The 22,632-nt window shown below is 70.4% G+C and carries 20 protein-coding genes; 13 read left to right on the top strand and 7 right to left on the bottom strand.

Features of this window, described 5'->3' with window-relative positions:
- Together ACGFJ7_RS09975 and ACGFJ7_RS09970 are read left to right on the top strand one after the other, a co-directional pair.
- Positions 1 to 999 (top strand): ABC transporter ATP-binding protein, encoded by a 999-nt coding sequence (locus ACGFJ7_RS09975; protein ID WP_360245335.1) that lies wholly within the window; start codon positions 1 to 3, stop codon positions 997 to 999.
- Positions 992 to 1,999 (top strand): dipeptide ABC transporter ATP-binding protein, encoded by a 1,008-nt coding sequence (locus ACGFJ7_RS09970; RefSeq protein ID WP_360245332.1) that lies wholly within the window; start codon positions 992 to 994, stop codon positions 1,997 to 1,999. The genes ACGFJ7_RS09975 and ACGFJ7_RS09970 overlap by 8 nt, the downstream gene beginning before the upstream one ends.
- A 42-nt stretch (positions 2,000 to 2,041) precedes the next feature.
- Here the strand turns inward: ACGFJ7_RS09970 and ACGFJ7_RS09965 are convergent, their stop codons facing one another.
- The gene (locus ACGFJ7_RS09965) at positions 2,042 to 2,371 is read right to left on the bottom strand and encodes a chorismate mutase (protein WP_360245329.1); all 330 of its coding nucleotides are present in this window, start codon (positions 2,369 to 2,371) and stop codon (positions 2,042 to 2,044) included.
- A 256-nt stretch (positions 2,372 to 2,627) separates the two neighbouring features.
- On the opposite strand from ACGFJ7_RS09965, the gene ACGFJ7_RS09960 reads away from it, so the two are divergent.
- Positions 2,628 to 4,145, top strand: coding sequence for a methyl-accepting chemotaxis protein (locus ACGFJ7_RS09960; RefSeq protein ID WP_392641855.1), 1,518 nt, complete (start codon positions 2,628 to 2,630; stop codon positions 4,143 to 4,145).
- Between the two features lie 133 nt (positions 4,146 to 4,278).
- On the opposite strand, the gene ACGFJ7_RS09955 is transcribed toward ACGFJ7_RS09960, so the two are convergent.
- Positions 4,279 to 6,102 carry a bifunctional metallophosphatase/5'-nucleotidase gene (locus tag ACGFJ7_RS09955; protein ID WP_392641853.1) on the bottom strand — a complete coding sequence of 608 codons (1,824 nt, stop codon included), beginning with the start codon at positions 6,100 to 6,102 and terminating at the stop codon, positions 4,279 to 4,281.
- A gap of 200 nt (positions 6,103 to 6,302) precedes the next feature.
- Here ACGFJ7_RS09955 and pcrA point away from each other — a divergent pair, with 200 nt between their 5' ends.
- Positions 6,303 to 8,693 carry a DNA helicase PcrA gene (gene pcrA, locus ACGFJ7_RS09950; protein ID WP_392641988.1) on the top strand — a complete coding sequence of 797 codons (2,391 nt, stop codon included), beginning with the start codon at positions 6,303 to 6,305 and terminating at the stop codon, positions 8,691 to 8,693.
- Here pcrA and ACGFJ7_RS09945 read toward each other — a convergent pair.
- Positions 8,690 to 9,484: a M23 family metallopeptidase gene (locus ACGFJ7_RS09945; RefSeq protein WP_360245320.1), complete on the bottom strand. Its 795-nt coding sequence runs from the start codon at positions 9,482 to 9,484 to the stop codon at positions 8,690 to 8,692. The genes pcrA and ACGFJ7_RS09945 overlap by 4 nt on opposite strands.
- 132 nt (positions 9,485 to 9,616) lie before the next feature.
- Complete coding sequence (locus tag ACGFJ7_RS09940; protein ID WP_360245317.1) at positions 9,617 to 10,354, bottom strand: M23 family metallopeptidase; 738 nt, start codon at positions 10,352 to 10,354, stop codon at positions 9,617 to 9,619.
- A gap of 390 nt (positions 10,355 to 10,744) precedes the next feature.
- Between ACGFJ7_RS09940 and ACGFJ7_RS09935 the strand changes: the two genes are divergently transcribed.
- The 4 genes from ACGFJ7_RS09935 (at position 10,745) to ACGFJ7_RS09920 (ending at position 15,206) form a co-directional block, all read left to right on the top strand.
- The gene (locus tag ACGFJ7_RS09935; RefSeq protein WP_360245314.1) at positions 10,745 to 11,149 is read left to right on the top strand and encodes a cobalamin B12-binding domain-containing protein; all 405 of its coding nucleotides are present in this window, start codon (positions 10,745 to 10,747) and stop codon (positions 11,147 to 11,149) included.
- Between the two features lie 433 nt (positions 11,150 to 11,582).
- Entirely contained in the window at positions 11,583 to 12,761 is a 1,179-nt protein-coding gene (gene sucC / locus ACGFJ7_RS09930) for an ADP-forming succinate--CoA ligase subunit beta (protein ID WP_392641850.1), read from the top strand.
- Positions 12,762 to 12,765: 4 nt separating this feature from the next.
- Positions 12,766 to 13,647: a succinate--CoA ligase subunit alpha gene (gene sucD, locus ACGFJ7_RS09925; RefSeq protein ID WP_360245308.1), complete on the top strand. Its 882-nt coding sequence runs from the start codon at positions 12,766 to 12,768 to the stop codon at positions 13,645 to 13,647.
- 98 nt (positions 13,648 to 13,745) lie between these two features.
- The gene (locus ACGFJ7_RS09920; RefSeq protein ID WP_392641848.1) at positions 13,746 to 15,206 is read left to right on the top strand and encodes a DUF6350 family protein; all 1,461 of its coding nucleotides are present in this window, start codon (positions 13,746 to 13,748) and stop codon (positions 15,204 to 15,206) included.
- Positions 15,207 to 15,246: 40 nt separating this feature from the next.
- Here ACGFJ7_RS09920 and ACGFJ7_RS09915 read toward each other — a convergent pair whose 3' ends face one another.
- Positions 15,247 to 15,591, bottom strand: a complete 345-nt coding sequence (locus ACGFJ7_RS09915; protein ID WP_360245302.1) for a DUF4190 domain-containing protein — start codon at positions 15,589 to 15,591, stop codon at positions 15,247 to 15,249.
- A gap of 145 nt (positions 15,592 to 15,736) precedes the next feature.
- On the opposite strand from ACGFJ7_RS09915, the gene purN reads away from it, so the two are divergent.
- The 4 genes from purN (at position 15,737) to mdh (ending at position 19,577) form a co-directional block, all read left to right on the top strand.
- Positions 15,737 to 16,354 carry a phosphoribosylglycinamide formyltransferase gene (gene purN / locus ACGFJ7_RS09910; protein WP_360245299.1) on the top strand — a complete coding sequence of 206 codons (618 nt, stop codon included), beginning with the start codon at positions 15,737 to 15,739 and terminating at the stop codon, positions 16,352 to 16,354.
- Positions 16,351 to 17,919, top strand: coding sequence for a bifunctional phosphoribosylaminoimidazolecarboxamide formyltransferase/IMP cyclohydrolase (gene purH, locus ACGFJ7_RS09905; protein ID WP_360245296.1), 1,569 nt, complete (start codon positions 16,351 to 16,353; stop codon positions 17,917 to 17,919). Before purN ends, purH begins: the two co-directional genes overlap by 4 nt.
- 6 nt (positions 17,920 to 17,925) lie before the next feature.
- Positions 17,926 to 18,522, top strand: coding sequence for a pentapeptide repeat-containing protein (locus ACGFJ7_RS09900; RefSeq protein ID WP_360245293.1), 597 nt, complete (start codon positions 17,926 to 17,928; stop codon positions 18,520 to 18,522).
- Positions 18,523 to 18,626: 104 nt separating this feature from the next.
- A complete protein-coding gene (gene mdh, locus ACGFJ7_RS09895) occupies positions 18,627 to 19,577 on the top strand; it encodes a malate dehydrogenase (RefSeq protein WP_360245290.1) in 951 nt (316 codons plus the stop codon).
- 89 nt (positions 19,578 to 19,666) lie between these two features.
- Here mdh and ACGFJ7_RS09890 read toward each other — a convergent pair whose 3' ends face one another.
- Together ACGFJ7_RS09890 and ACGFJ7_RS09885 are read right to left on the bottom strand one after the other, a co-directional pair.
- Positions 19,667 to 20,461 (bottom strand): MBL fold metallo-hydrolase, encoded by a 795-nt coding sequence (locus ACGFJ7_RS09890; protein WP_392641845.1) that lies wholly within the window; start codon positions 20,459 to 20,461, stop codon positions 19,667 to 19,669.
- Between the two features lie 80 nt (positions 20,462 to 20,541).
- Positions 20,542 to 20,793 (bottom strand): alkaline phosphatase D family protein, encoded by a 252-nt coding sequence (locus ACGFJ7_RS09885; protein WP_360246518.1) that lies wholly within the window; start codon positions 20,791 to 20,793, stop codon positions 20,542 to 20,544.
- A 324-nt stretch (positions 20,794 to 21,117) separates the two neighbouring features.
- On the opposite strand from ACGFJ7_RS09885, the gene ACGFJ7_RS09880 reads away from it, so the two are divergent.
- Positions 21,118 to 22,332 carry an NADP-dependent isocitrate dehydrogenase gene (locus ACGFJ7_RS09880; protein WP_360245284.1) on the top strand — a complete coding sequence of 405 codons (1,215 nt, stop codon included), beginning with the start codon at positions 21,118 to 21,120 and terminating at the stop codon, positions 22,330 to 22,332.
- Positions 22,333 to 22,632: the final 300 nt, after the last annotated feature.

Below are 22,632 nucleotides of genomic sequence, written 5' to 3'. Positions count from 1 at the left end.
ATGGATTTCGACCCTCAGGCTCCGTTGTTGCAGGTCAATGACATGCACGTGGAGTTCCGGACCCGCGACGGCATCGCCCGCGCGGTGAACGGCGTCAACCTGATCCTGCGCCCCGGCGAGACGCTGGCCGTGCTCGGCGAGTCGGGCTGCGGCAAGTCGGTCACCGCGCAGGCGATCATGGGCATCCTCGACTCGCCGCCGGCCCACGTGACCAAGGGCGAGGTGCTCTACCGCGGCGTCGACCTGCTGCGCCTGCCGGAGAACGAGCGCCGCCAGATCCGGGCCAACCGGATCGCGATGATCTTTCAAGACGCGCTGAGCGCGCTGAATCCGGTCCACAGTGTCGGAACTCAGATCGGCGAGCTTTTCCGTACGCATCGTGGCCTCTCCCGCCAGCAGGCCAAGCTCCGCGCCGTCGAACTCCTCGACCAGGTGCGCATCCCCGACGCCAAGAACCGAGTCGACGACTACCCGCACCAGTTCTCCGGCGGCATGCGCCAGCGCGTCATGATCGCAATGGCGCTCGCCCTCGACCCCGACGTGCTGATCGCCGACGAGCCGACCACGGCCCTCGACGTGACCGTCCAGGCCCAGATCATGGGTCTGCTGGCCGAGGTCCAACGCGAGCGCAACATGGGGCTGGTGCTGATCACGCACGACATGGGCGTGGTCGCGGACGTGGCCGACACGATCGCCGTGATGTACGCGGGCCGGGTCGTCGAGTACGCGCCGGTGTACGACATCTACGCCCACCCGGCTCACCCGTACACGAAGGCGCTGCTCGAATCGATCCCGCGCCTGGACTTCAAGGGCCGCGGGCTCAACGTGATCCACGGGCTTCCGCCGGCCCTGACCGACGTGCCCCGGGGCTGCCCGTTCCACCCGCGCTGCGCGTACGCCCGGGACGTGTGCCGGCAGGATCCGCCGCCACCCGCGTACCAGATCGCCTCCCGGCGCATCGCCAGCTGCCACTTCATCCGGGAGGTCCTCGGTGTCTGACGTCGTTCTCGAGGCGCGGGGCCTGGTCAAGCACTTCCCGATCACCCAGGGCATCGTGGTCAAGAAGAAGACCGGCGCCGTACGGGCGGTCGACGGTGTCGACCTTCACCTGCGCCGCGGCGAGACCCTGGGCATCGTCGGCGAGTCCGGCTGCGGCAAGTCGACGCTGGCGAAGATGCTGGTCGGCCTGGAGAAACCCACAAGCGGCGAGATCCGGGTACGCGGCGACGACATGATCCGCCTGCGCGGCCCGGCGCTGCGCCAGGCCCGCCGCAACATCCAGATGGTCATGCAGGACCCGTACACGTCCCTGAACCCGCGGATGACCGTCGGCGACATCGTCGGCGAACCGTTCGCGATCCACCCGGACGCGGTGCCCCGGCCGGGCCGCGAACGGGCGGTGCAGGACCTGCTCGACACGGTCGGCCTCAACCCCGACCACATCAACCGCTACCCGCACCAGTTCTCGGGCGGTCAGCGCCAGCGCATCGGCATCGCCCGCGCGCTGGCCCTCCGCCCCGAGATCATCATCTGCGACGAGCCGGTCTCCGCCCTGGACGTGTCGATCCAGGCCCAGGTGATCAACCTGCTGGAGCGTCTCCAGCGCGACTTCGGCCTGTCGTACGTCTTCATCGCCCACGACCTGTCGGTGGTCCGGCACATCTCCGACCGCATCGCCGTGATGTACCTGGGCAAGGTGGTCGAGACGGGCAGCCACGTGGCGATCTACGACCAGCCGACCCACCCGTACACCCAGGCGCTGCTGTCGGCGGTGCCGGTGCCGGACCCCCGCCTGCGCGGTCACCGGCGGCACATCGTCCTGGAGGGCGACGTGCCCTCACCGGCGAACCCGCCGTCGGGCTGCCGCTTCCGCACCCGGTGCTGGAAGGCCCAGCCCGGCTGCGCCGAGCACGAGCCCTTGCTGGAGGTCCGCCAGCGTTCCCCGCACCCGAGCGCCTGCCACTTCGCCGAGACCCTGGACCTGGCCCGCCGCTACTGACCGCCGCGCGTCAGAGAGGCCCGCGCGGGGGATGGCCGCGTGTCAGAGGGGCCCGCGGCCCGCGCGCAGGATCATCAGGGCGACCTGGGCGCCGTCGGCGCCCAGGGCCTCGCGGAAGCGCTCGACGATCTCGCGCTCGCGGGACAGCACGAGGCGGGTGCCGCCGCTGGCCATCCGGGTGCGGCCTACCTCCTGGGAGAGCCGGGCCCGTTCCAGCCACAGGTCGATGATCGCCTGATCGATCTCGTCGATCCGCTCGCGCATCGCGCGGATCTCGTGCGCGGCCAGCGGCTCGGCCGCGCCGGTCTTGAGATCCATGCCGGCCACGTTCGCGCTGTCACCGGTCTTGTTGTCCACCACGTCGGCGGTCATGTCGTGCTCCTCGGGTGCTTGCGCCCCGGTCGACCCGGCCCGGGCAGCATCAAGCCCCGGGCGGTGAGGCCCGGGGCTTGATGGAGGTCTGTCGTTCAGACGCGTCCTACGGCCGCGGGGCTTCCGCTGCCATAGAAAAATCGCGCCTGCTGGATCACGTTGCCGAGTATGCCCCCGCCGACAACCAGTCCGCAAGAAAAGCGCCCGATCCGTGGGACGCCCCTCGCCAGGACAAACGTCCGCCTAACGTGATCATGTGAAGGAGAGCTGGCTGCGGGAGCCGGGCCGGCTGCGCATCCTCGCCCTGCTGGCGACGATGCTCGTGGTTCTGCTGGTACCCGTCTGGGTGATCACCCTCCGCTCGTTCGGCACCGCCGAGCAGCGGTTGCTGACCAAAGAGGCGGAGGAGCTGCGGGTCGCGCTCAGCGACCGGGCCGGAAGCATGGTCGACTTCGGCATCACCAACTCGATGCGGAGCAGCGCGTACACCGACGTGGCCACGGGCAACCAGAGGAGCTTCGCCGCGGACTTCCCGGCCGAGCAGTTGCGGGCCTTCTACGGGCTGTCCGGCATCGTGGGTGTGAGCCGGGACGGGAAGGGGACGGTCGGCGGGTTGCTGGGCCCGGCCGGGTACGAGAGCCTGCCGGACGAGCTGCGTGACACGACGGTCCTGAACCGGATGGCCGACACCACGGCGACTCCCGGATCGGCGAGCTGCGGGGTCACCTCGGTCACCGGCACGCCCACCATCTTCTGCAGCCTGGCCGTCTACAAGCGCGACGGCGGTGGCGCGGCGTCCGGCTCGCTGATCATGCTGCGGGCGCTCGACGCCTGCGGCCTCAGCTTCGTCGGCCGCAACACCGACGACGAAATTCAGCTGCGCGGCGCTCCCCGCGCCGACAGCGTGCGCCACGAGGACATGTCGAGTCTGATCGGCACGCTGGAGGTGCACACGGCGGTGGTCGGCACCGAGGTGGCCGTGCAGTCGACGGTCACTGGTGTGGACGGTGTCCCGGTGACGTTCGAGAACCTGGAGGAGCGGCCGGTGCACGCCGCCGCGGTCCGCTCGCTGACCGCGATCGCGATCGCCGTCGTGCTCATGATGGTCGTCCTGAAGGCGGCGATCGGCCGGGTGGTGCGCGGCAGCGTCCGCGATCAGGTCCGGCCGCTGCGCGAGGCCGCCGACCGGATCATGGAGTCCCGCGACCTGAGCGGACGGCTTCCCGACTCGCCGCACCCGGACCTGCGGGCGCTGAGTGCGGCGGCCAACGGCATGCTGGCCGCCTTCGAGGCGCAGGAGGCTGAGCTCGCGGTGGAGCGCGAGCGCGCCGAGACGCGGCGGCAGGAGGAGCAGTCGGCCGAGGAGCGGGCGCGTGACGAGACGCTGCGCCGGGTCGAGGCCGAGTCGGAGCAGATCATCGGTGGTATCGCCTACCAGCTCGGCGACGCGATCCACGAGGTCGACACGGTCCGCGAGTCGGTGCAGAACATCAACGCCGGCGCGGCCACCGCCCACGAGGCGACCGAGCAGATGGCCGAGCACGCGGCGCACACCGACCGGGCGGCCGAGGCGCTCGGCGTCAGCCTGCCGGCCGCCGCCGAGATGGTCGCCGTGATCGCGCAGATCGCCGGCCAGACCCGCATGCTCACCCTGAACGCCACGATCGAGGCCGCCCGCGCGAGCCAGGCGGGCGAGGGCTTCGCGGTGGTGGCCGACGAGGTCCGCAAGCTGGCCGACGACACGTCGACCAGCAGCACAGCATCAGCGGCCTGATCTCCCAGGGCCAGGCCGCCATCGCCCAGATCGACCAGCTGGCCCCCGAACACTCCGGCCCGGCCCAGCTCGCGGCCACCGCCGACGGCGGCGGTGGCCGCGAGCTCTTCTGATCCCGTGCGCGTGGCCCGGGTCAGGCCGTGGTGCTGATGCGGTTGGCCGGGCCGGGGGAGACCGGGGCCGCTCCCAGGTGGGCGACCAGGGCGTCGATGTCGAAGCCCGGTGCGGTCGTGCGGCCGGTGCCGGCGGTCAGGGCGCCGAAGCCGTCACCGCCGTTGGCCAGGAAGTCGTTCGTGGTGACCTGGTAGGAGGCGGCGGGGTCGATCGGCGTGCCGTTGAGGGCCAGGTTCGAGATCTTCGACCCGGGGGCGGCCGACGCGCTCCACGTGTACGTGAAGCCGGCCGACACCTGGAGGATCTTGTTCGTCGTCTGCCCTTGGAAGCCGGCGAACTGCTGCTCCAGCACCGTCTTGATCTGGGCGCCGGTGAAGGTCTGCGTCACCACCAGGTTGTTGAACGGCTGGACGGTGAACGCTTCGCCGTACGTCACCTGGCCGTTGGCCTCACCGCCGGACGACGCCTCGGCGTCGAAGTCGGCCCGGATGCCGCCCGGGTTCATCAGCGCGATCTGCGCCCCGGCCGCCTTCGTGTATGCCAGCTGGGCGTCGGCGATCACGTCGCCGAGCGGGCTCTCGCCGGCCGGCGTCGCGGCGCGGGTGATGTCGCCGGTGATCGAGCCGACGACCCGGTTGGCGATCGGCGCCACCGCCGTGCGGTACTTGTCGGCGATCTTCTTGGCGCCCGGGTCGACCGTGTCGGGGTTCTTCAGGTAGACGCCGTTCGCGTCCTTCTTCCAGCCGCCCTGCCCGTCGGCCACGCCGTTCTCGACGATCACGTTCTTCGCGGTGATCTCGGCGAACCGGCCGCTGCGCCGGTCGAGCGTGTAGTCGATGTCGGTGATCAGCTGGCCGTTGGTGCCGGCGCTGGTCACCACCGACGTGCCCTTCTTGTTGGGCAGCGTGCACGAGTAGAAACGGTGGGTGTGCCCGGAGACGACCAGGCCGAATTCGGGGTTGAGCCCGGTCACGATCGGCACGATCGGCCCGGAGAAGCCGTTGCAGTCGGAGACGCCCGGCGTCGGGGTGGCCGTGGCCTGCGACCCGCCCTCGTGCACCAGCAGCACCTGCGCCTTCACGCCGAACAGCTTGAGCACGTTGCCCCACTTGTTGGCGGTCTGGATCTCGTCGGCGAAGTGCACGTTCTTGATGCCGGCCGGGTTGACGATGCCGGCCGTGCCCTCCAGGGTCAGGCCGACGAAGCCGACCGGCACGCCGCCGACCAGCTTGATGTCGATCGGCGGGAGGATCGGCAGGCCGGTCTTGTTGTCGATCGTGTTGGCCGCGAGGTAAGTGAATTTCGCGCCGCCGAAGCCGTCGCCGTCCTGGCAGCCGTCGACCGGGTGGCAGCCACCGCGCTGGAGGCGGATCAGCTCGTCGACGCCCTCGTCGAACTCGTGGTTGCCGACCGAGCTGACCTGGAGGCCGACCTGGTTCATCAGCTCGATCGTCGGTTCGTCGTGGAAGGCGGCGCTGACCAGCGGGGACGCGCCGATCAGGTCGCCGGCGCCGACGGTCAGCGTCTGGCGGCCCTCGGTCTTGGCCTCGGCGCGCAGCTTCTTCAGGTAGGTCGCGAGGTATTCGACGCCGCCGGCCGGCGTGCTCGTGCCGGACGCGTTGACCACGGCGCCGCTCCCGCTCGGCGGGTCGATCGCGCCGTGGAAGTCGTTGTAGCTCAGGAACTGTCCCTTGACGGCCGCGCCCTTGGCTACGCCGGCCGAGACGCTGACCGGGGCGAACTCCGGCGGCGCGGCGGCGCTGGGGGCCGGCCGGGCCAGCGGCAGGGCGGCGACGACGGCGAGCGCCAGGGCCGGGGCGGCGAGATGGCGGAGACGGTCCATAGTGCTCAACTCCGGATCAAGGTGAGGGGCGGCCGACTCCGACAGCCTGGTGCATCGATGGGCGTGCGCGCTACCGCTTCGCCGAAACCTGTGGATAACCCGGCGGCTGTGGACGACCGCGATTCTTGTCGGTGGGTCGGCATAGACTTGCCCCCGCGATGCGACCTTCCTCTGAAACCTCCGACGGTGCCCTGTTCGCGATGCCCGCTGTGCGGGAGCCCGAGGCGCCGAGGCCCCCGCGCCCGAAACCGCGCGGGCTCGACCCCGAGTCGCTGCTGACCGGCCTGAACGGCCCGCAGCGCGACGCCGTGACCCACGCCGGGTCGCCGTTGCTGATCGTGGCCGGCGCCGGGTCGGGCAAGACCCGGGTGCTGACCCATCGCATCGCCTATCTGCTGGCAGCGCGCGACGTGCACCCCGGCGAGATCATCGCGATCACGTTCACCAACAAGGCCGCCGGTGAGATGAAGGAGCGGGTCGCCGCCCTCGTCGGGCCCCGTGCCCGGTTGATGTGGGTCTCGACCTTCCACTCCGCGTGCGTCCGCATCCTGCGCGCCGAGCACGAGCACGCCGGCCTCAAGAGCACCTTCTCCATCTACGACGCCGACGACTCGCGCCGGCTCATGCAGCTCGTGGTGCGCGAGCTCGACCTCGACCCGAAGAGGTACACGGCCCGCGGCCTGGCCGCTCAGGTCTCCAACCTCAAGAACGAGCTGATCGAGCCCGAGGAGTTCAAGGAGAAGGCCAAGGGTCCCAACGAGCGGGCCATCGCCGAGGCGTACGAGCTCTATCAGCGCCGCCTCCGTGAGGCCCACGCGCTCGACTTCGACGACATCATCATGGCCACGGTCCACCTGTTCCAGTCGCACCCGCACGTGGTCGAGACCTACCGCCGCCGCTTCCGCCACGTGCTCGTCGACGAATACCAGGACACCAACCACGCGCAGTACATGCTGGTCAAGGCATTGGTGGGCGAGAAGGACGGCGACGTGCCGCCCGGCGAGTTGTGCGTGGTGGGTGACGCCGACCAGTCGATCTACGCGTTCCGCGGCGCCACCATCCGCAACATCCTCGAGTTCGAGCGTGACTACCCCGACGCCCGCACCATCCTGCTGGAGCAGAACTACCGCTCCACCCAGACGATCCTGTCGGCGGCCAACGCGGTGATCGACCGCAACACGTCGCGCAAGCCCAAGCGGCTCTGGAGCGACCAGGGCGAGGGCGAGCAGATCGTCGGCTACGTGGCCGACACCGAGCACGCCGAGGCCGACTGGGTGGCCCGCGAGATCGACCGCCTCACCGACCGCGGTGACGCCCGCCCCGGCGACGTCGCCGTCTTCTACCGCACCAACGCGCAGTCCCGTGTGTTCGAGGAGGTGTTCATCCGGGTCGGCCTGCCGTACAAGGTGGTCGGCGGAGTGCGCTTCTACGAGCGCAAGGAGGTGCGCGACGCCCTGGGCTACCTGCGCGCGGTGGTCAACGACGACGACACGGTGAGCATCCGCCGCGTCCTCAACACCCCCAAGCGCGGCATCGGCGACCGGGCCGAGGCCTGCGTCGAGGCGCTCTCGGCCCGCGACCGCATCTCGTTCGGCCAGGCGCTGCGCCACGCCAAGAACGCGCCGGGCATCTCGACCCGCGCCGCCAACAGCATCGGTGACTTCGTCCAGCTCCTCGACGACCTGCGCGAGCTGTCCCGCACGGCGCCGCCCGAGGAGGTGCTCGAGTCGGTGTTGCAGCGTTCCGGCCTGCTCTCCGAGCTCGAGGAAAGCCTCGACCCGCAGGACCAGGGCCGGGTGGAGAACCTTCAGGAGCTTGTCAGCGTCGCCCGTGAGTACACCGAGCGCGTCGAGGCTCAGGCCGAGGACGCCGAGGAGGGTGAGGCTCCGGCCGCGACCCTGGCCGGCTTCCTCGAGCAGGTCGCGCTGGTGGCCGACGCCGACCAGATCCCGAGCGACGACCCCGACCACCAGGGCGTGGTCACGCTGATGACGCTGCACACGGCGAAGGGTCTCGAGTTCCCGGTGGTCTTCCTGACCGGTCTCGAGGACGGCGTCTTCCCGCACACGCGCGCGCTCGGCGACAACAACGAGCTCGAGGAGGAGCGGCGCCTGGCCTACGTGGGCATCACGCGCGCCCGCCAGCGGCTCTACCTCTCCCGCGCGGTGACCCGCGGCGCGTGGGGCCAGCCGCAGTACAACCCGCCCTCGCGCTTCACGGCCGAGCTTCCGCCCGAGCTGATCCGCTGGGAGCGCACCGCCGGCAACTACACCTCCTGGTCCGGTACGGGCGGCGGGGTGGGCGGCCGTGCGGGTGGCGACCGGTCCCGTGGTGGTGGCTTCGCCGGGGGCACGCCGAAGGCGCAGCAGCTCGCGAGCCGCCTCGGTATCGACGCCAGCAAGCTTTCGACAGCGAGTGAGCTGCGGCAGGCGCCCAAGGTGTCGGCCGGCGACCGGGTCAACCATCAGCGCTACGGCCTGGGCCGGGTCGTCACCGTCGAGGGGCAGGGTCCCGGCGCCCGGGCCCAGATCGACTTCGGCGATCAGGTGATGTGGCTCGTGCTGCGGCACGCCCCGATCGAGAAGATCTAACAGCCCGGCAGCTGTACGCCGTGCTCGTGCAGCCAGCGGGTGGGCTCGATCGGGTTCTTGTAGCTACCCAGGTGCACCTCGAAGTGCAGGTGCGGGCCGGTGGAGTGGCCGGTGGAGCCCTCGTCGCCGATCCGCTGGCCGGGCGCGACGTGCTCGCCGGCCTGGACCGCGATCACTGACATGTGCCCGTAGTGGGTGAGGTATCCGTTGCCGTGGTCGATGAGCACCGCGTTGCCGTAGCCGGCGGCCGCGCCCGCGCGCACCACCACGCCGGCGCCCGCCGCGAGGATGGGTGAGCCGTGCGGGCCCGCGATGTCGACGCCGGCGTGCAGCCGCCCCCAGCGCTGGCCGAAGCAGGAGGTCACCCGGCCCGCCGGGTTCGGGTTGACCCACGCGGCGGCGCGCTCGGCGGCCGTTTTCGCGGCGGGAGTGGCCGCGGCGACAACCTTGGGCCGCTCCTTCTGACCGGCCGACTGCGCAGCGATGTCGCCCGCGGCGATCGGCTCACCCGGAACATAGTCATCGCCGCTGCCCAGATCGCCGCTGCCCAGATCGCCGCTGCCGAAGTCGGAGGCGGCCGCGATCGGAGCGTCGACCGGTGTGGTCTGCCATGACGAGGCGGCCGCGGCCACGCCGCCGGTGATACCGGTGGCCAGGGCGACGCCCAGGATCACGGTCAGGGCCGCGTTGCGCGTACGGCGGCTGGCGAGGGCGAAGGGCAGCGCGACGTGCCGGCGGACCGACTCCTGGCGGTGACGTCCGCCGGTGCGGGACTCGACTCGATTCGGCACGCGGCAAGACCTCCCCAGTTGGTGACCGACATCTGCCTGTCGGTCCCCCGGGGCGGGCACTGAGCCACCCGGGCCACTGGGAACGGAACGCCTACCGAGCGGCAACCATGCGGCACCGCGAGAAGAAAAGGGTCAGGACGCGGCGGCGAGCCCGGCGTACACCGACTCGACCTGAAGCTTGATGTCGACGCCGCGATCGCGCAGGTACGGGATCGGGTCGGTCGGCGCGCCGTTCACGTGGATCTCGAGGTGCAGGTGCACGCCGTACGAGGCGCCGGTGTTGCCGACCTCGCCGAGCACCTGACCGGCCTTGACCTTGTCACCGGTCTTGACCAGCACGCGGCGCGAGTGCGCGTAGATGACCTCGGTGCCGTCGTCGTTCTTGACGGTGACCGAGTAGCCGTAGCCGCCGTTGTATCCGGCCTGGGTGACCTCGCCGGCGTGCACCGACTTGTACGGCATGCCCTCGGGGGCGGTCAGGTCGATACCGGCGTGCAGCTTGCCCCACCGGACGCCGTAGGGCGAGGTGAAGACGTAGTCGTCGAGGGGGAGCAGCCACACGTCCTCGGTGGCCTGCTCGGCGCTGACCTTCTGCTTGGCGGCCGAGTCGCGGCTGTCGCTGCGCGAGGCGGCGGCCTCGTCGGTGGCGCGGTCGGCGACGGCGTCGGCGACCTGGGCCGTCTGGAGGCTCTTCAGGACCTCGGTGTCGACCTGCTTGGTGTCGGGCATGTTGGCCGCGGCACCCAGGGCCACGACCCCGGCTCCGACGAAGGCCGACGTGACGGCGACGGCGTAGCGGCTGCGGGGAGGGGTGGGTACGCGGCGTCGGCCGCGATAGCGATCGGGCTCAGACGACAAGCGCTGGCGCACGAACAACCCTCCGTCGGTGGCAAAACGTCGGTGTCCCGAGCTCACCTAATTGCCGGTGAACCAGGTCTTCCGTGCTGTCGGATCGGTGTTATCCGGTTGACAGCCGGGAGCCACGGTAGCCAAACGCCAGCCGTGTCACAAGTCGCAGCGCCAATTCGCTGACAGTTCCTGGTCCGCATTGCGCAGCGAATGTCCGAATTCGTGGTCTTTCCCTGGTGAACTGTTCGCACACGCGGTGTGATTGGTTGAGAAGCGCAAAGTAAGGTGACGCAGAATACATTTTCGACTACGCCGGGTGATCACGGTTATGTGACCGCCGCTACCCCGTGGGCCCGGCGCGGGTTACCGTTCGTTCAGGTGACAACGCGGTCAGTGGCTCGGAGGGTCAGGATGCAAGCACGGATCAGGGTCGTCGTCGCGAAGCCCGGGTTGGACGGGCACGACCGCGGCGCCAAAGTGGTGGCTCGCGCGCTGCGCGACGCCGGCATGGAAGTGGTCTACACCGGCCTGCACCAGACGCCGGAGCAGATCGTCGAGACTGCCATTCAGGAGGACGCCGACGCGATCGGTTTGTCCGTTCTGTCCGGCGCGCACATGACATTGTTTCGTCGGGTAATCGAACTGCTGGCGGAGCGTGACGCCGCCGATGTCGTCGTATTCGGCGGAGGCATCATTCCGGCCGACGACATCGCCGAATTGGAAAAGCTCGGAGTCGCGCACATCTTCACTCCGGGAGCCACTACCGCGTCCATCGTCGAATGGGTACGCGCCAATGTCTCAACACCGGTGAGCTGAGCAGGGGAAAATGCGGCGGGGGCAAGTGTAGCGGGGGCAAGGGGAGAGGCCGGACGCACCCCTCACACGTCCGGCCTCTCATGCACGATGCCCCGCCGCCACCCCTCGACCGACAGGGCATCGGCCGCCTTCGCGCCGGTGCGCCGTAGCGCTCCGACACCACACTCAACGACGCCCTGAAGAGCCGGTTACGGGGAACCTCGGGCAACTCCGGCATGTCCTCATAACAGCGGCCACTCCCGCCCCGGGTGTGTGGTCTTGCACACCACGCACCCGCGCCTTCGGAGTACCCGTTCAGGTCGCTAGTCTGCGAATGAAGGCCTTCAGGGCCGGACATTCTTCACGCCGGCGGCTTCCGTTCGCCGCGCGCACACAGGTCGGGACGCAACGGTGCGGCTTGCCGGCGCTTGGCGTCGCGAGCGAAAGGAGACACGTGGACCTGTTCGAGTATCAGGGGCGTGACCTGTTCGAACGGCACGGCTTGCCCGTGCTGGGCGGCGGCGTCGCCGAGACCCCGCAGGAGGCCCGGGCGATCGCCGAGCGGCTCGGTGGCAAGGTCGTCGTCAAGGCGCAGGTCAAGGTCGGCGGCCGCGGCAAGGCGGGCGGCGTCAAGCTGGCCGACGGGCCGGACGAGGCCGAGGCCCGCGCCACCGACATCCTGGGCATGGACATCAAGGGCCACACGGTCGGAAAGGTGATGCTGGCCGAGACGGCCGACATCAAGGAGGAGTACTACTTCTCCTACCTGCTCGACCGCGCGAACCGCACCTTCCTCTGCATCGCCAGCGTCGCCGGCGGCATGGAGATCGAGCAGGTCGCCGAGGAGCAGCCCGACCGGGTGGCCAAGGTCGCCATCGACGCCAGCAAGGGTGTCGACGAGGCCAAGGCCCGCGAGATCGTCACCGCCGCGCAGTTCCCGGCCGAGGTCGCCGACCAGGTCGTCGACATCGCGGTCAAGCTGTGGCAGGCCTTCGTGGCCGAGGACGCCACCCTGGTCGAGGTCAACCCGCTGGCCAAGGTCGGCGACGGCCGGGTGCTCGCGCTCGACGCCAAGGTCACCCTGGACGAGAACGCGGCGTTCCGGCACCCCGACCACGAGGGGCTGGTCGACCAGTCCGCGGTGGACCCGCTGGAGCAGGCGGCCAAGGCCAAGAACCTCAACTACGTCAAGCTGGACGGCGAGGTCGGCATCATCGGTAACGGCGCCGGCCTGGTCATGTCCACCCTCGACGTGGTGGCATACGCGGGTGAGAAGCACGGCAACGTGAAGCCGGCGAACTTCCTCGACATCGGCGGTGGCGCCAGCGCCCAGGTGATGGCGAACGGCCTCGAGATCGTCCTCGGCGACCCGGCCGTGAAGTCCGTCTTCGTCAACGTCTTCGGCGGCATCACCGCCTGCGACGCCGTCGCGAACGGCATCATCCAGGCCCTCGCCCTGCTCGCCGAGCGCGGCGAGACCGTCACCAAGCCGCTCGTGGTGCGCCTCGACGGCAACAACGCCGAGGCCGGCCGGGCCATCCTCGACGGAGCGAACAACCCGCTGGTCGAGCGGGTGGACACGATGGACGGAGCGGCCGAGCGCGCCGCCGAGCTCGCGGCTGCGGGGAAGTGACGTAATGGCGATCTGGCTTACCAAGGACTCGAAGGTCATCGTCCAGGGCATCACCGGCTCGGAGGGCTCCAAGCACACCAAGCGGATGCTCGCTGCCGGCACCCAGGTGGTCGGTGGTGTCAACCCGCGCAAGGCGGGCACCAAGGTGGACTTCGACGGCACCGAGCTGCCGGTCTTCGCGACCGTGGCCGAGGCGATGAAGGAGACCGGCGCCGACGTGTCGGTCATCTTCGTACCGCCGGCGTTCACCAAGTCGGCCGTGATCGAGGCGATCGACGCCGAGATCCCGCTGGCCGTGGTGATCACCGAGGGCGTGCCGGTGCAGGACTCGGCCGCCTTCTGGGCGTACAACATCGACCGCGGCCAGAAGACCCGGATCATCGGGCCGAACTGCCCCGGCATCGCCTCGCCCGGCGCCTCGAACGCCGGCATCATCCCGGCCGACATCACCCCGGGCGGCCGCATCGGGCTGGTCAGCAAGAGCGGCACGCTGACCTACCAGCTCATGTACGAGCTGCGCGACTTCGGCTTCTCGACCGCCGTCGGCATCGGTGGCGACCCGATCATCGGGACCACGCACATCGACGCGCTCAAGGCGTTCCAGGAGGACCCGGAGACCGACGCCATCGTCATGATCGGTGAGATCGGTGGCGACGCCGAGGAGCGGGCCGCCGAGTTCATCAAGGCGAACGTCACCAAGCCGGTCGTCGGCTACATCGCCGGCTTCACCGCGCCGCCCGGCAAGACCATGGGTCACGCCGGCGCGATCATCTCGGGCTCGGCCGGCACGGCCGACGCCAAGAAGGCCGCGCTCGAGGCCGCGGGCGTCAAGGTCGGCAAGACGCCGAGCGAGACCGCGCGCCTCATGCGCGAGGTCATGAGCTGATTTCGTTCGTACGCACGTCGGCGCGCCGTCAATTGATTGACGGCGCGCCGCCGTATCTGCAGCGCCGGGCCGCCCCCGGCGTGGAAAAGTAGTTCACGATGTCGACGCCACCCGACCGACCCGGCAACTCGGACGACCCGAAGGTCGCCGAGACGGTTCAGGCTGAGCCGGTCGGGAAGAACACCGAGCCGATCGAGCGCCGCACCGAGGCGTTCGACCCGGGGCAGCCGGACCGCGACGAGGAAGCCGAGCGGAAGACCGTCCTGGTCGACGACAAGGCGCTCGGCAACCGCGAGACCGTCAAGCTGCCCACCCAGCGCCGCCCGGCCGAGCGGGTCCGCCGGGCCCCGCTGCCGGTGGCCGCCGGCTTCGCCACGATCTGGGCCGCCCTGATCTCGTACCTGCCCGTGGCCGCCGTGATCGGCCTGGCCCGCACCCTGGAGGGCGCCGGCGGCCTGGCCGGCGCCGCGCACGCCGGCCTGGCCGGCTGGATGCTCGGCCACGGCGTGCCGATCGGCACCTCGATCGGTTCCCTCGGCCTGGCCCCGCTGCTGCTCACCGCCCTGATCCTCTGGCGGCTCGAGCGCGCCGGCCTGCACGTCACCCGGGCCGTCGGCGCCCGCCGCTCGGGCTCCACGGGCGACGCTCTCTCGGTCGCGTTCGCGATCGCTCTGACCTATTCGCTGCTCGGCTCGGTGGCCGCGCTCGTGGTCGACGGGCGCGGCACCGAGGTCACGCCCGGCCGGGCCGCGATCAACTTCTTCGTCCTGGGCGGCCTGGCCGCGTTCGCGGGTTCGGTGCGCGGGACCGGGGTGCTGGCCCGGTGGGCGCGTGGCATGCCCGCGGTGCTGCGGCACGGGCTGCGTACGGGCGTACTCGCGGCGCTGTTGATCCTCGCCGCCGGGGCCGCGGTGACCGGGCTCGCCGTCGCGGTCGGCGGCGGGCAGGCGGCCGACATGATCTCCGCCTACGGCACCGGCGTGGCCGGGCAGGCCGGCATCACGCTGGTCAGCCTCGCCTACGGGGTGAACGGCGTGGTCTGGGCGGCCGCGTACCTGCTCGGTCCCGGTTTCGCCCTCGGCACCGGATCGGTGGTGCGGCTGACCGAGGTGACCGTCGGGCCGCTGCCCACCCTGCCGCTGCTGGCCGGCCTGCCGAACGGCCCGATGGGCGCGGTCGGCGCGCTGCTGCTGTCGATCCCGGTGCTGGCCGGCCTGGCCGCCGGCTGGCTGCTCACCTTGCGCGTCTGCCGCGAGGCCGGCCAGGCCGCGCCGCCCGAGCCGCGCCGCCGCCCCGGATCCACCCGCCCGCCGGCGTCGCCGAAGACCCCCGACACCCCGTGGTCGCTGCTCCTGGGCGGTGGCCTGATCGCCGGGCCCGCGGCCGGAATCGTGCTGGGCGTGCTGGCCGACCTCTCCGGCGGCCCGCTGGGCGACGGCCGGATGGCCACCATCGGGCCCGACGCCTGGCAGGTCGGGCTGGTCGCCACCGCCGTGGTCGGTGTCTCGGCGGCGATCGGCGCGGCCGCCGGGCGCCGCTTCAAGAAGTCGCAAGCATGAGAAAGGGGGCGCCCGGTGGGCGCCCCCTTCCGTACGACCGTCAGTTGTTCCTGTTCTGAAGGTCTTCCCAGTTGATGTTCTGACCGGCGGTCAGCGCCCAGATCAGCAGACCGATGCCGAGCACGGCGGCCACGGCGCCGCAGATCAGGCCGGTCAGGGCCTGGCTGCGGTTGGTGGCGCGGCCCGCGTTCGCCTTCTGCAGGCCGAGCCAGCTCACGATGGCGGCGGCGATGCCGAGCGGGATACCGAGATATACGCAGCAGACCAGCGGGATCGCCACGATCCCGAGGATCATGCCGACGAGACCCTGGGTGTTCTGGTTGCCGGCCGGCGGGCCGACCGGGTCACCGGCCGGGGGGCCGTAGTAGGGGGGTGGGGTTGTCACGCGTCCTCCAGTGTCACAGATGGCGCTGGCAAGCGACGAATTCGCATTCCTGAGAATCGGCAGCGTAACCGATGATCAGCGGTTATGTGTGCCGCTGGCACTACCCGTTGTCGGCCGTCGCGAACCGCGGCGATAGGCTCCTCGGGTGACCGACCCCGCGCCCGCCCGCCTGGTCGTCCTCGTCTCCGGTTCGGGCAGCAACCTGCAGGCTCTGCTCGAGGCCACCGCCGATCCCGCCTACGGCGCGCAGGTCGTCGCCGTGGGCGCCGACCGTGACGGCATCGCCGGCCTCGACCACGCGGCCGCCGCGGGCGTGCCGACCTTCGTCGACTCGGTGAAGGCGTACGAGACGCGCGACGACTGGGACGCGGCCCTCACCAGCCACGTCGCCGAGTTCAAGCCCGACCTGGTCGTCTCCGCCGGCTTCCTCAAGCTGGTCGGCCCGGCGTTCCTGGCCGCGTTCGGCGACCGCTACATCAACACGCACAACGCGCTGCTGCCGTCGTTCCCCGGCATCCACGGCCCGCGCGACGCGCTCGCCTACGGCGTCAAGATCGCCGGGGCGACCCTCTTCTTCGTCGACGCCGGTGTCGACACCGGCCCGATCATCGCCCAGGTCGCGGTGCCCGTGCTCGACGGCGACACCGAGGAAACGCTGACCGAGCGCATCAAAGTGGCCGAGCGGGCCCAGCTCGTCGAGTGGGTCGGCCGCCTGGTTCGTGAGGGCTGGACCATCCAGGACAGGAAGGTACGCATTCCATGAGTTCGACTGCCGAGGGGCGCCGCCCGATCCGTCGCGCGCTGCTGAGCGTGTACGACAAGACCGGGCTGGTCGAGCTCGCCCAGGCGCTGCACGCGGCCGGGGTACAGATCGTCTCCACCGGTTCGACCGCCTCGACCGTCGAGGGCGCCGGTGTGCCGGTGACCCGGGTCGAGGAGCTGACCGGTTTCCCCGAGTGCCTGGACGGCCGGGTCAAGACGCTGCACCCGCGCGTACACGCGGGCCTGCTCGCCGACCTGCGCCTGCCCTCGCACGCCGAGCAGCTGTCCGAGTTCGAGATCGAGCCGTTCGACCTGCTCGTCAGCAACCTCTACCCGTTCACCCAGACGGTGGCCTCGGGCGCGAGCGTCGACGAGTGCGTGGAGCAGATCGACATCGGCGGCCCGGCCATGGTCCGTTCCGCCGCCAAGAACCACCCGTCGGTCGCGGTCGTGACCGCCGTCGAGGCGTACCCCCTGATCGTGACGGCCCTGGAAGCCGGCGGTTTCACCCTGCCGCAGCGCAAGGCGCTGGCGGCGCGGGCTTTCGCCGACATCGCGGAGTACGACGTGGCGGTGGCCAACTGGACCGCGACGACCCTGGTCGGCGAGACCGGCTGGCCGGAGTTCACCGGGCTCGCGCTGAAGAAGCAGAACACCCTGCGGTACGGCGAGAACCCGCACCAGCAGGCCGCGCTCTACCTCGACCCGGGCGCCCCGGCGGGCCTGGCCCAGGCCGAGCTCGTGCACGGCGGCGAGCTCTCGTTCAACAACTACGTCGACGCGGACGCCGCCTGGCGCAGCGCCAACGACTTCACCGAGCCCTGCGTGGCGATCATCAAGCACGCCAACCCGTGCGGTATCGCCATCGGCGCCGACGTGGCCGAGGCGCACCGCAAGGCCAACGACTGCGACCCGGTCTCGGCGTTCGGTGGCGTCATCGCGGTCAACCGCGAGGTCACCGAGGCGATGGCCAAGCAGCTCGACGGCATCTTCACCGAGGTGATCGTGGCGCCGTCGTACGAGGCCGGCGCCCTCGAGATCTTCAAGGGCAAGAAGAAGCTGCGCGTGCTGGTCGCCCCGGCCTGGAACCCGGCCGCGGCCGAGGTCAAGCTGATCGGCGGCGGCGCCCTCGTGCAGCAGCCCGACCGCATCGACGCCGACGGCGACGACCCGGCCCACTGGGAGCTCGCGACCGGCGCCGCGCTGTCCGCCGACGATCTGGCCGACCTGGCGTTCGCCTGGCGCGCGATCCGCAGCGTCAAGAGCAACGCGATCCTGCTGGCCAAGGACGGCGCCACCGTCGGCGTCGGCATGGGCCAGGTCAACCGGGTCGACTCGGCCCACCTCGCGGTCAACCGGGCCGGCGCCGACCGGGCCAAGGGCAGCTTCGCCGCCTCCGACGCCTTCTTCCCGTTCCCGGACGGGCTCGAGGTGCTGATCGCGGCCGGCGTCAAGGCGGTCGTCCAGCCGGGCGGCTCGATCCGCGACAACCTCGTCATCGAGGCCGCCGAAAAGGCCGGCATGACGGTCTACCTGACCGGGACGCGGCACTTCTACCACGGCTGAGGCTTCGTGACGGACCTCGTGCAGGACCGGACCTTCTCGGGCGCCGACTGGGCGCTCGAGGAGGTCGTCGGCGTCCGGTACGAGGACTGCGCGTTCCACGACGTCGACTGGTCGGAGGCGCGGCTCACCGGCTGCGTCTTCACCAATTGCCTCTTCGGGAACGTCCGTTTCAACGCGGCGACGCTCGACAGCGTGGCCGTCATGCAGTCGACGGTGCGGCGCTGCTCGTTCTTCGACGCGACCCTGACCGGCTGCAAGCTGACCGGCACCCAGTTCATCGACTGTGGCCTGCGCCCGATCACCGTCGAGGGCGGCGACTGGGGTTTCGTCAACCTGCGCGGCCAGAACCTCACCGGGGCCCGCCTGCCCGGCCTACGGTTACGGGAGGCCGACCTGATGGGTGCCGACCTGACCCGGGCCGACCTGCGCGACTGCGACCTGTCGAACGCCCGGCTCACCGACGCTGTGCTCAAGGGCGCCGACCTGCGCGGCGCCGACCTCGACGGCGTCCAACTGCGCGGAGTCGACCTCACCGGCGCCAAGATCGACATCGCGCAGGCGGTGCAGTTCGCCACCGCGTACGGCGCCGTCGTCGGGGAATAGTGGGGAGTGGCTTACTTCGCGTTAAGCCGACCAGGCCGAAACGTGGCGTTAACCGACTGATACGTTCGCAAAAACTGTCCCCAGGACTGGGAGTGGATAGAGCTATGGGCAAGAAGGTAACCGTCGTCGGTGCCGGCTTCTACGGGTCCACGACTGCACAGCGTCTGGCCGAGTACGACATCTTCGACACCGTGGTGCTCACCGACATCATCGACGGCAAGCCGGCCGGTCTGGCGCTCGACATGAACCAGTCCCGGCCGATCGAGGGCTTCGAGACCAAGGTCGTCGGCGTCACCACCGGCCCCAACGGCGAGGGCTACGAGGCCATCGAGGGCTCGGACGTCGTCGTGGTCACCGCCGGCCTGCCCCGCAAGCCCGGCATGAGCCGCATGGACCTGCTCGAGGTCAACGCCAAGATCGTGCGCCAGGTGGCCGAGAACATCGCCAAGTACGCGCCGAACGCCGTCGTCATCGTGGTCTCGAACCCGGTCGACGAGATGACCGCGCTGGCCCAGCTCGCCACCCAGTTCCCCAAGAACCGGGTCTTCGGCCAGGCCGGCGTGCTCGACACCGCCCGCTTCACCAACTCGATCGCCGAGACCCTCGCGGTGCCGGTCAAGAGCGTCAAGGCGCTCACCCTCGGCTCGCACGGCGACACCATGGTCCCGGTCCCGTCGCGCTGCACCGTCGACGGCAAGCCGCTGTCCGACCTGCTCCCCGCCGACAAGATCGAGGAGCTCGTCGTCCGCACCCGCAACGGCGGCGCCGAGGTGGTCGCCCTGCTCAAGACCGGCTCGGCGTACTACGCCCCGTCGGCCGCCGCCGCCCGCATGGCCAAGGCCGTCGTCGAGGACTCCGGCGAGGTCCTCCCGGTCTGCGCCTGGGTCGACGGCGAGTACGGCATCTCCGGCGTCTACCTGGGCGTCGAAGCCCAGATCGGCGCCGAGGGCATCAAGAAGGTCGTCGAGGAGAAGCTCACCGACTCCGAGATCGCCGGCCTCAAGGAGGCCGCCGAGGCCGTCCGCGCCAAGCAGGCCGACGTCGCGACCCTCTGAGTTTCATCGGGAAAGGCCGGGCCGTTCGGTCCGGCCTTTCCTTGTACGCGCGTCCGGCTGGATCGCCGCCCCCGGTGCGCCCGGTCGTCTCACGCTCCGACGTTTCGGAACGCCTCCCCCAAGTGCGACACGGCCACCGCTGTCACCTCCTTCAACGTGCGCTGACGGGTGGCCCGGGCGAGCTCCGGATCGATGTCGCTGGCGTAGGCCAGCTCCGGGTGCAGCAGCTGGATGGCGTGGACGAGCATGTCGCCCGCGACGAGCAGGCTGTCGGACCCGTCCTCGACCAGGACCGACTGGTGGCCCGGCGTGTGGCCGGGCGTCGCCACCACCTGGATGCCCGGGGCCAGGGCCAGGTCGCCGTCGAGCTCCTGGAGGCGGCCCTGGGCGCGCAGCGGCGCGATCAGCAGGTCGAACTGGCCGGCCCGCTCGCGGTTGGCCTCATAGAGCTCGACGTCCGCCCGCGACACGACCACCCGCGCCGACGGGAAGGGTGAGTCGCGCGGGACGGCCCAGCCCATGTGGTCGTTGTGCAGATGGGTCAGCACGATCGTCTCGACGTCGGCCGGCTCGATGCCCGCCGCGGCCAATTCCTCGGGCAGCCGCCCCGGCACCGGCGCCCAGTCGGACGCGAGCGACCCGGCCGGCCCGATACCCGCGTCGACCAGCGTGACCGGGCCGTCCCCGACCCGCACCGCATAGCTCCGGAAACGCAGCCACCACTCACCCTCGGCCGTCACCGCGGCCGGATCGGCCGCGTCGGCGGCCGCCCACTGCTCGGCCGTGGCGTCCGGAAACGCCTCGGCCCGGGGCATGAAGAAGGGCCCCGCGGCATCCTCCAGGGCGATGACAGTGAGCCGTCCGACGGCGTGGGTGACAGGCATGCCGCGATTCTGCCGGGGACGCCGTCCGCCCCGCGCCCCCGTTTTCCGGATCTGTGGATAACCCCGGCCCCTGTGGATAACTACTGGCCGAGGCTCTGGTCGTCGGTATCGTCGTAGGCCCGCTGGGCGCTCCTCGCGACGGCCGTGAGCACCGCCGACTCGACCACCTCGGCGATGCCCGGGCGGCCCGACTCCGCGCCGGCGACGGCCCACAACACCTGGTTGGCCAGCAGGTTCCAGCGGGCGCCGGAGTGGCGCCGCCCGTTGACCAGCCGGCTCTCCTGCTCGGGGCCGGTCATGGTCAGCGCCGGGTCCTTCGCCGCTTCCGGCAGCGGGTCGCCCGACGCTACGTCGAGCCCGAAGAGGTCCGCCGGGAGGCGGGTGGTGCTGTTGTTGGCGTACGCCTACGTGTGGTTGAGGAGCAGCGGCCCGGCGGCCCGGCAGAGAGGAGCAGTCGATGGCCGATCGGCTGGTCGAGCTTCTTTTGCAGTGACATTTCTCGATGCCATCGGGTTTGCGATACAAGGTGCCGACGAGCGGGCAGACTGGTTGGGGCGATCCGGGTAGATCCCGGTCGGGGGTGACCGGTGATCTTCAACGGCCCTGCCGTACGCTCGTACTGCTAAGCATGTTTTCGGGAGAGGAGCGCCGGCCGAATGGCGAAAATCAAGGTCACAAACCCGGTGGTGGAGCTCGACGGCGACGAGATGACCCGGATCATCTGGAAGCAGATCCGTGAGCAGCTGATCCTGCCCTACCTCGATGTCCCCCTCGAGTACTACGACCTGTCGATCCAGTACCGCGACGAGACCGACGACCAGGTGACCATCGACGCGGCCAACGCCATCAAGCGCCACGGCGTCGGCGTCAAGTGCGCGACGATCACCCCGGACGAGGCCCGCGTCGAGGAGTTCGGCCTGAAGAAGATGTGGCGGTCGCCCAACGGCACCATCCGCAACATCCTCGGCGGCGTCGTCTTCCGTGAGCCGATCATCATGAAGAACGTGCCGCGGCTGGTGCCGGGCTGGACCAAGCCGATCATCATCGGCCGGCACGCCCACGGCGACCAGTACAAGGCCACCGACTTCGTGGTGCCCAGCGCCGGCAAGCTGACCGTGACGTTCACCCCCGAGGACGGCTCGGCGCCGATGGAGTTCCACGTCGCCGACTACCCGGGCGGCGGCGTCGCCATGGCGATGTACAACTACGACGAGTCGATCCGCGACTTCGCGCGCGCCTCGTTCCGGTACGGCCTGGCCCGCAACTACCCGGTCTACCTGTCGACCAAGAACACGATCCTCAAGGCGTACGACGGCCGTTTCAAGGATCTCTTCGCGGAGATCTTCGAGACCGAGTTCGCCGACCAGTTCAAGGCGGCCGGGCTGACCTACGAGCACCGGCTGATCGACGACATGGTCGCGGCCGCGCTCAAGTGGGAGGGCGGCTACGTCTGGGCCTGCAAGAACTACGACGGTGACGTGCAGTCCGACACCGTGGCCCAGGGCTTCGGCTCGCTCGGCCTGATGACCTCCGTGCTGATGACCCCGGACGGCAACACCGTCGAGGCCGAGGCCGCGCACGGCACCGTCACCCGGCACTACCGGCAGTGGCAGAAGGGCGAGAAGACGTCGACGAACCCGATCGCGTCGATCTTCGCCTGGACCGGTGGTCTCAAGCACCGCGGCAAGCTGGACGGCACCCCCGAGGTGACCCAGTTCGCCGAGACGCTGGAGAAGGTCTGCGTCGAGACCGTCGAGGGCGGTCAGATGACCAAGGACCTGGCCCTGCTGATCTCCAAGGACGCGCCGTGGCTCTCGACTGACGAGTTCATGAACGCGCTCGACGAGAACCTGGCCCGCAAGCTCGCCTGATCTCGCAAGCAGAACAGGGCCGCCCGCGCGTGAGCGTGGGCGGCCCTGTGATGTTTAGATCCGTAACCAGTGGGTACGGGCGTCGTTTCTCATGGCAGAACGGATGGGCCGCGCGACGCCGAGGGGTCGCCCACCGATCCGGCTGCCTTGTCCCGGGCGCCGATCGGTTCTCTCGCCGGCGATGCGGCCACGTGGGCGCACCACCACCTTTGCGCCTGCCGTCCCTTCCCAGCGGGGGTCCCAATGTCCCGGGACCCCCGCCCCTCTTCTCCCGCCCCGAAGGCCTCGCCTGGTGAAAAG

The organism is Actinoplanes sp. NPDC048988 (assembly GCF_043197815.1).
GTDB lineage: Bacteria > Actinomycetota > Actinomycetes > Mycobacteriales > Micromonosporaceae > Actinoplanes.
The sequence above is the reverse complement of the archived record's forward strand: the minus strand, read 5'-3'. Positions and strand labels throughout refer to the sequence as shown.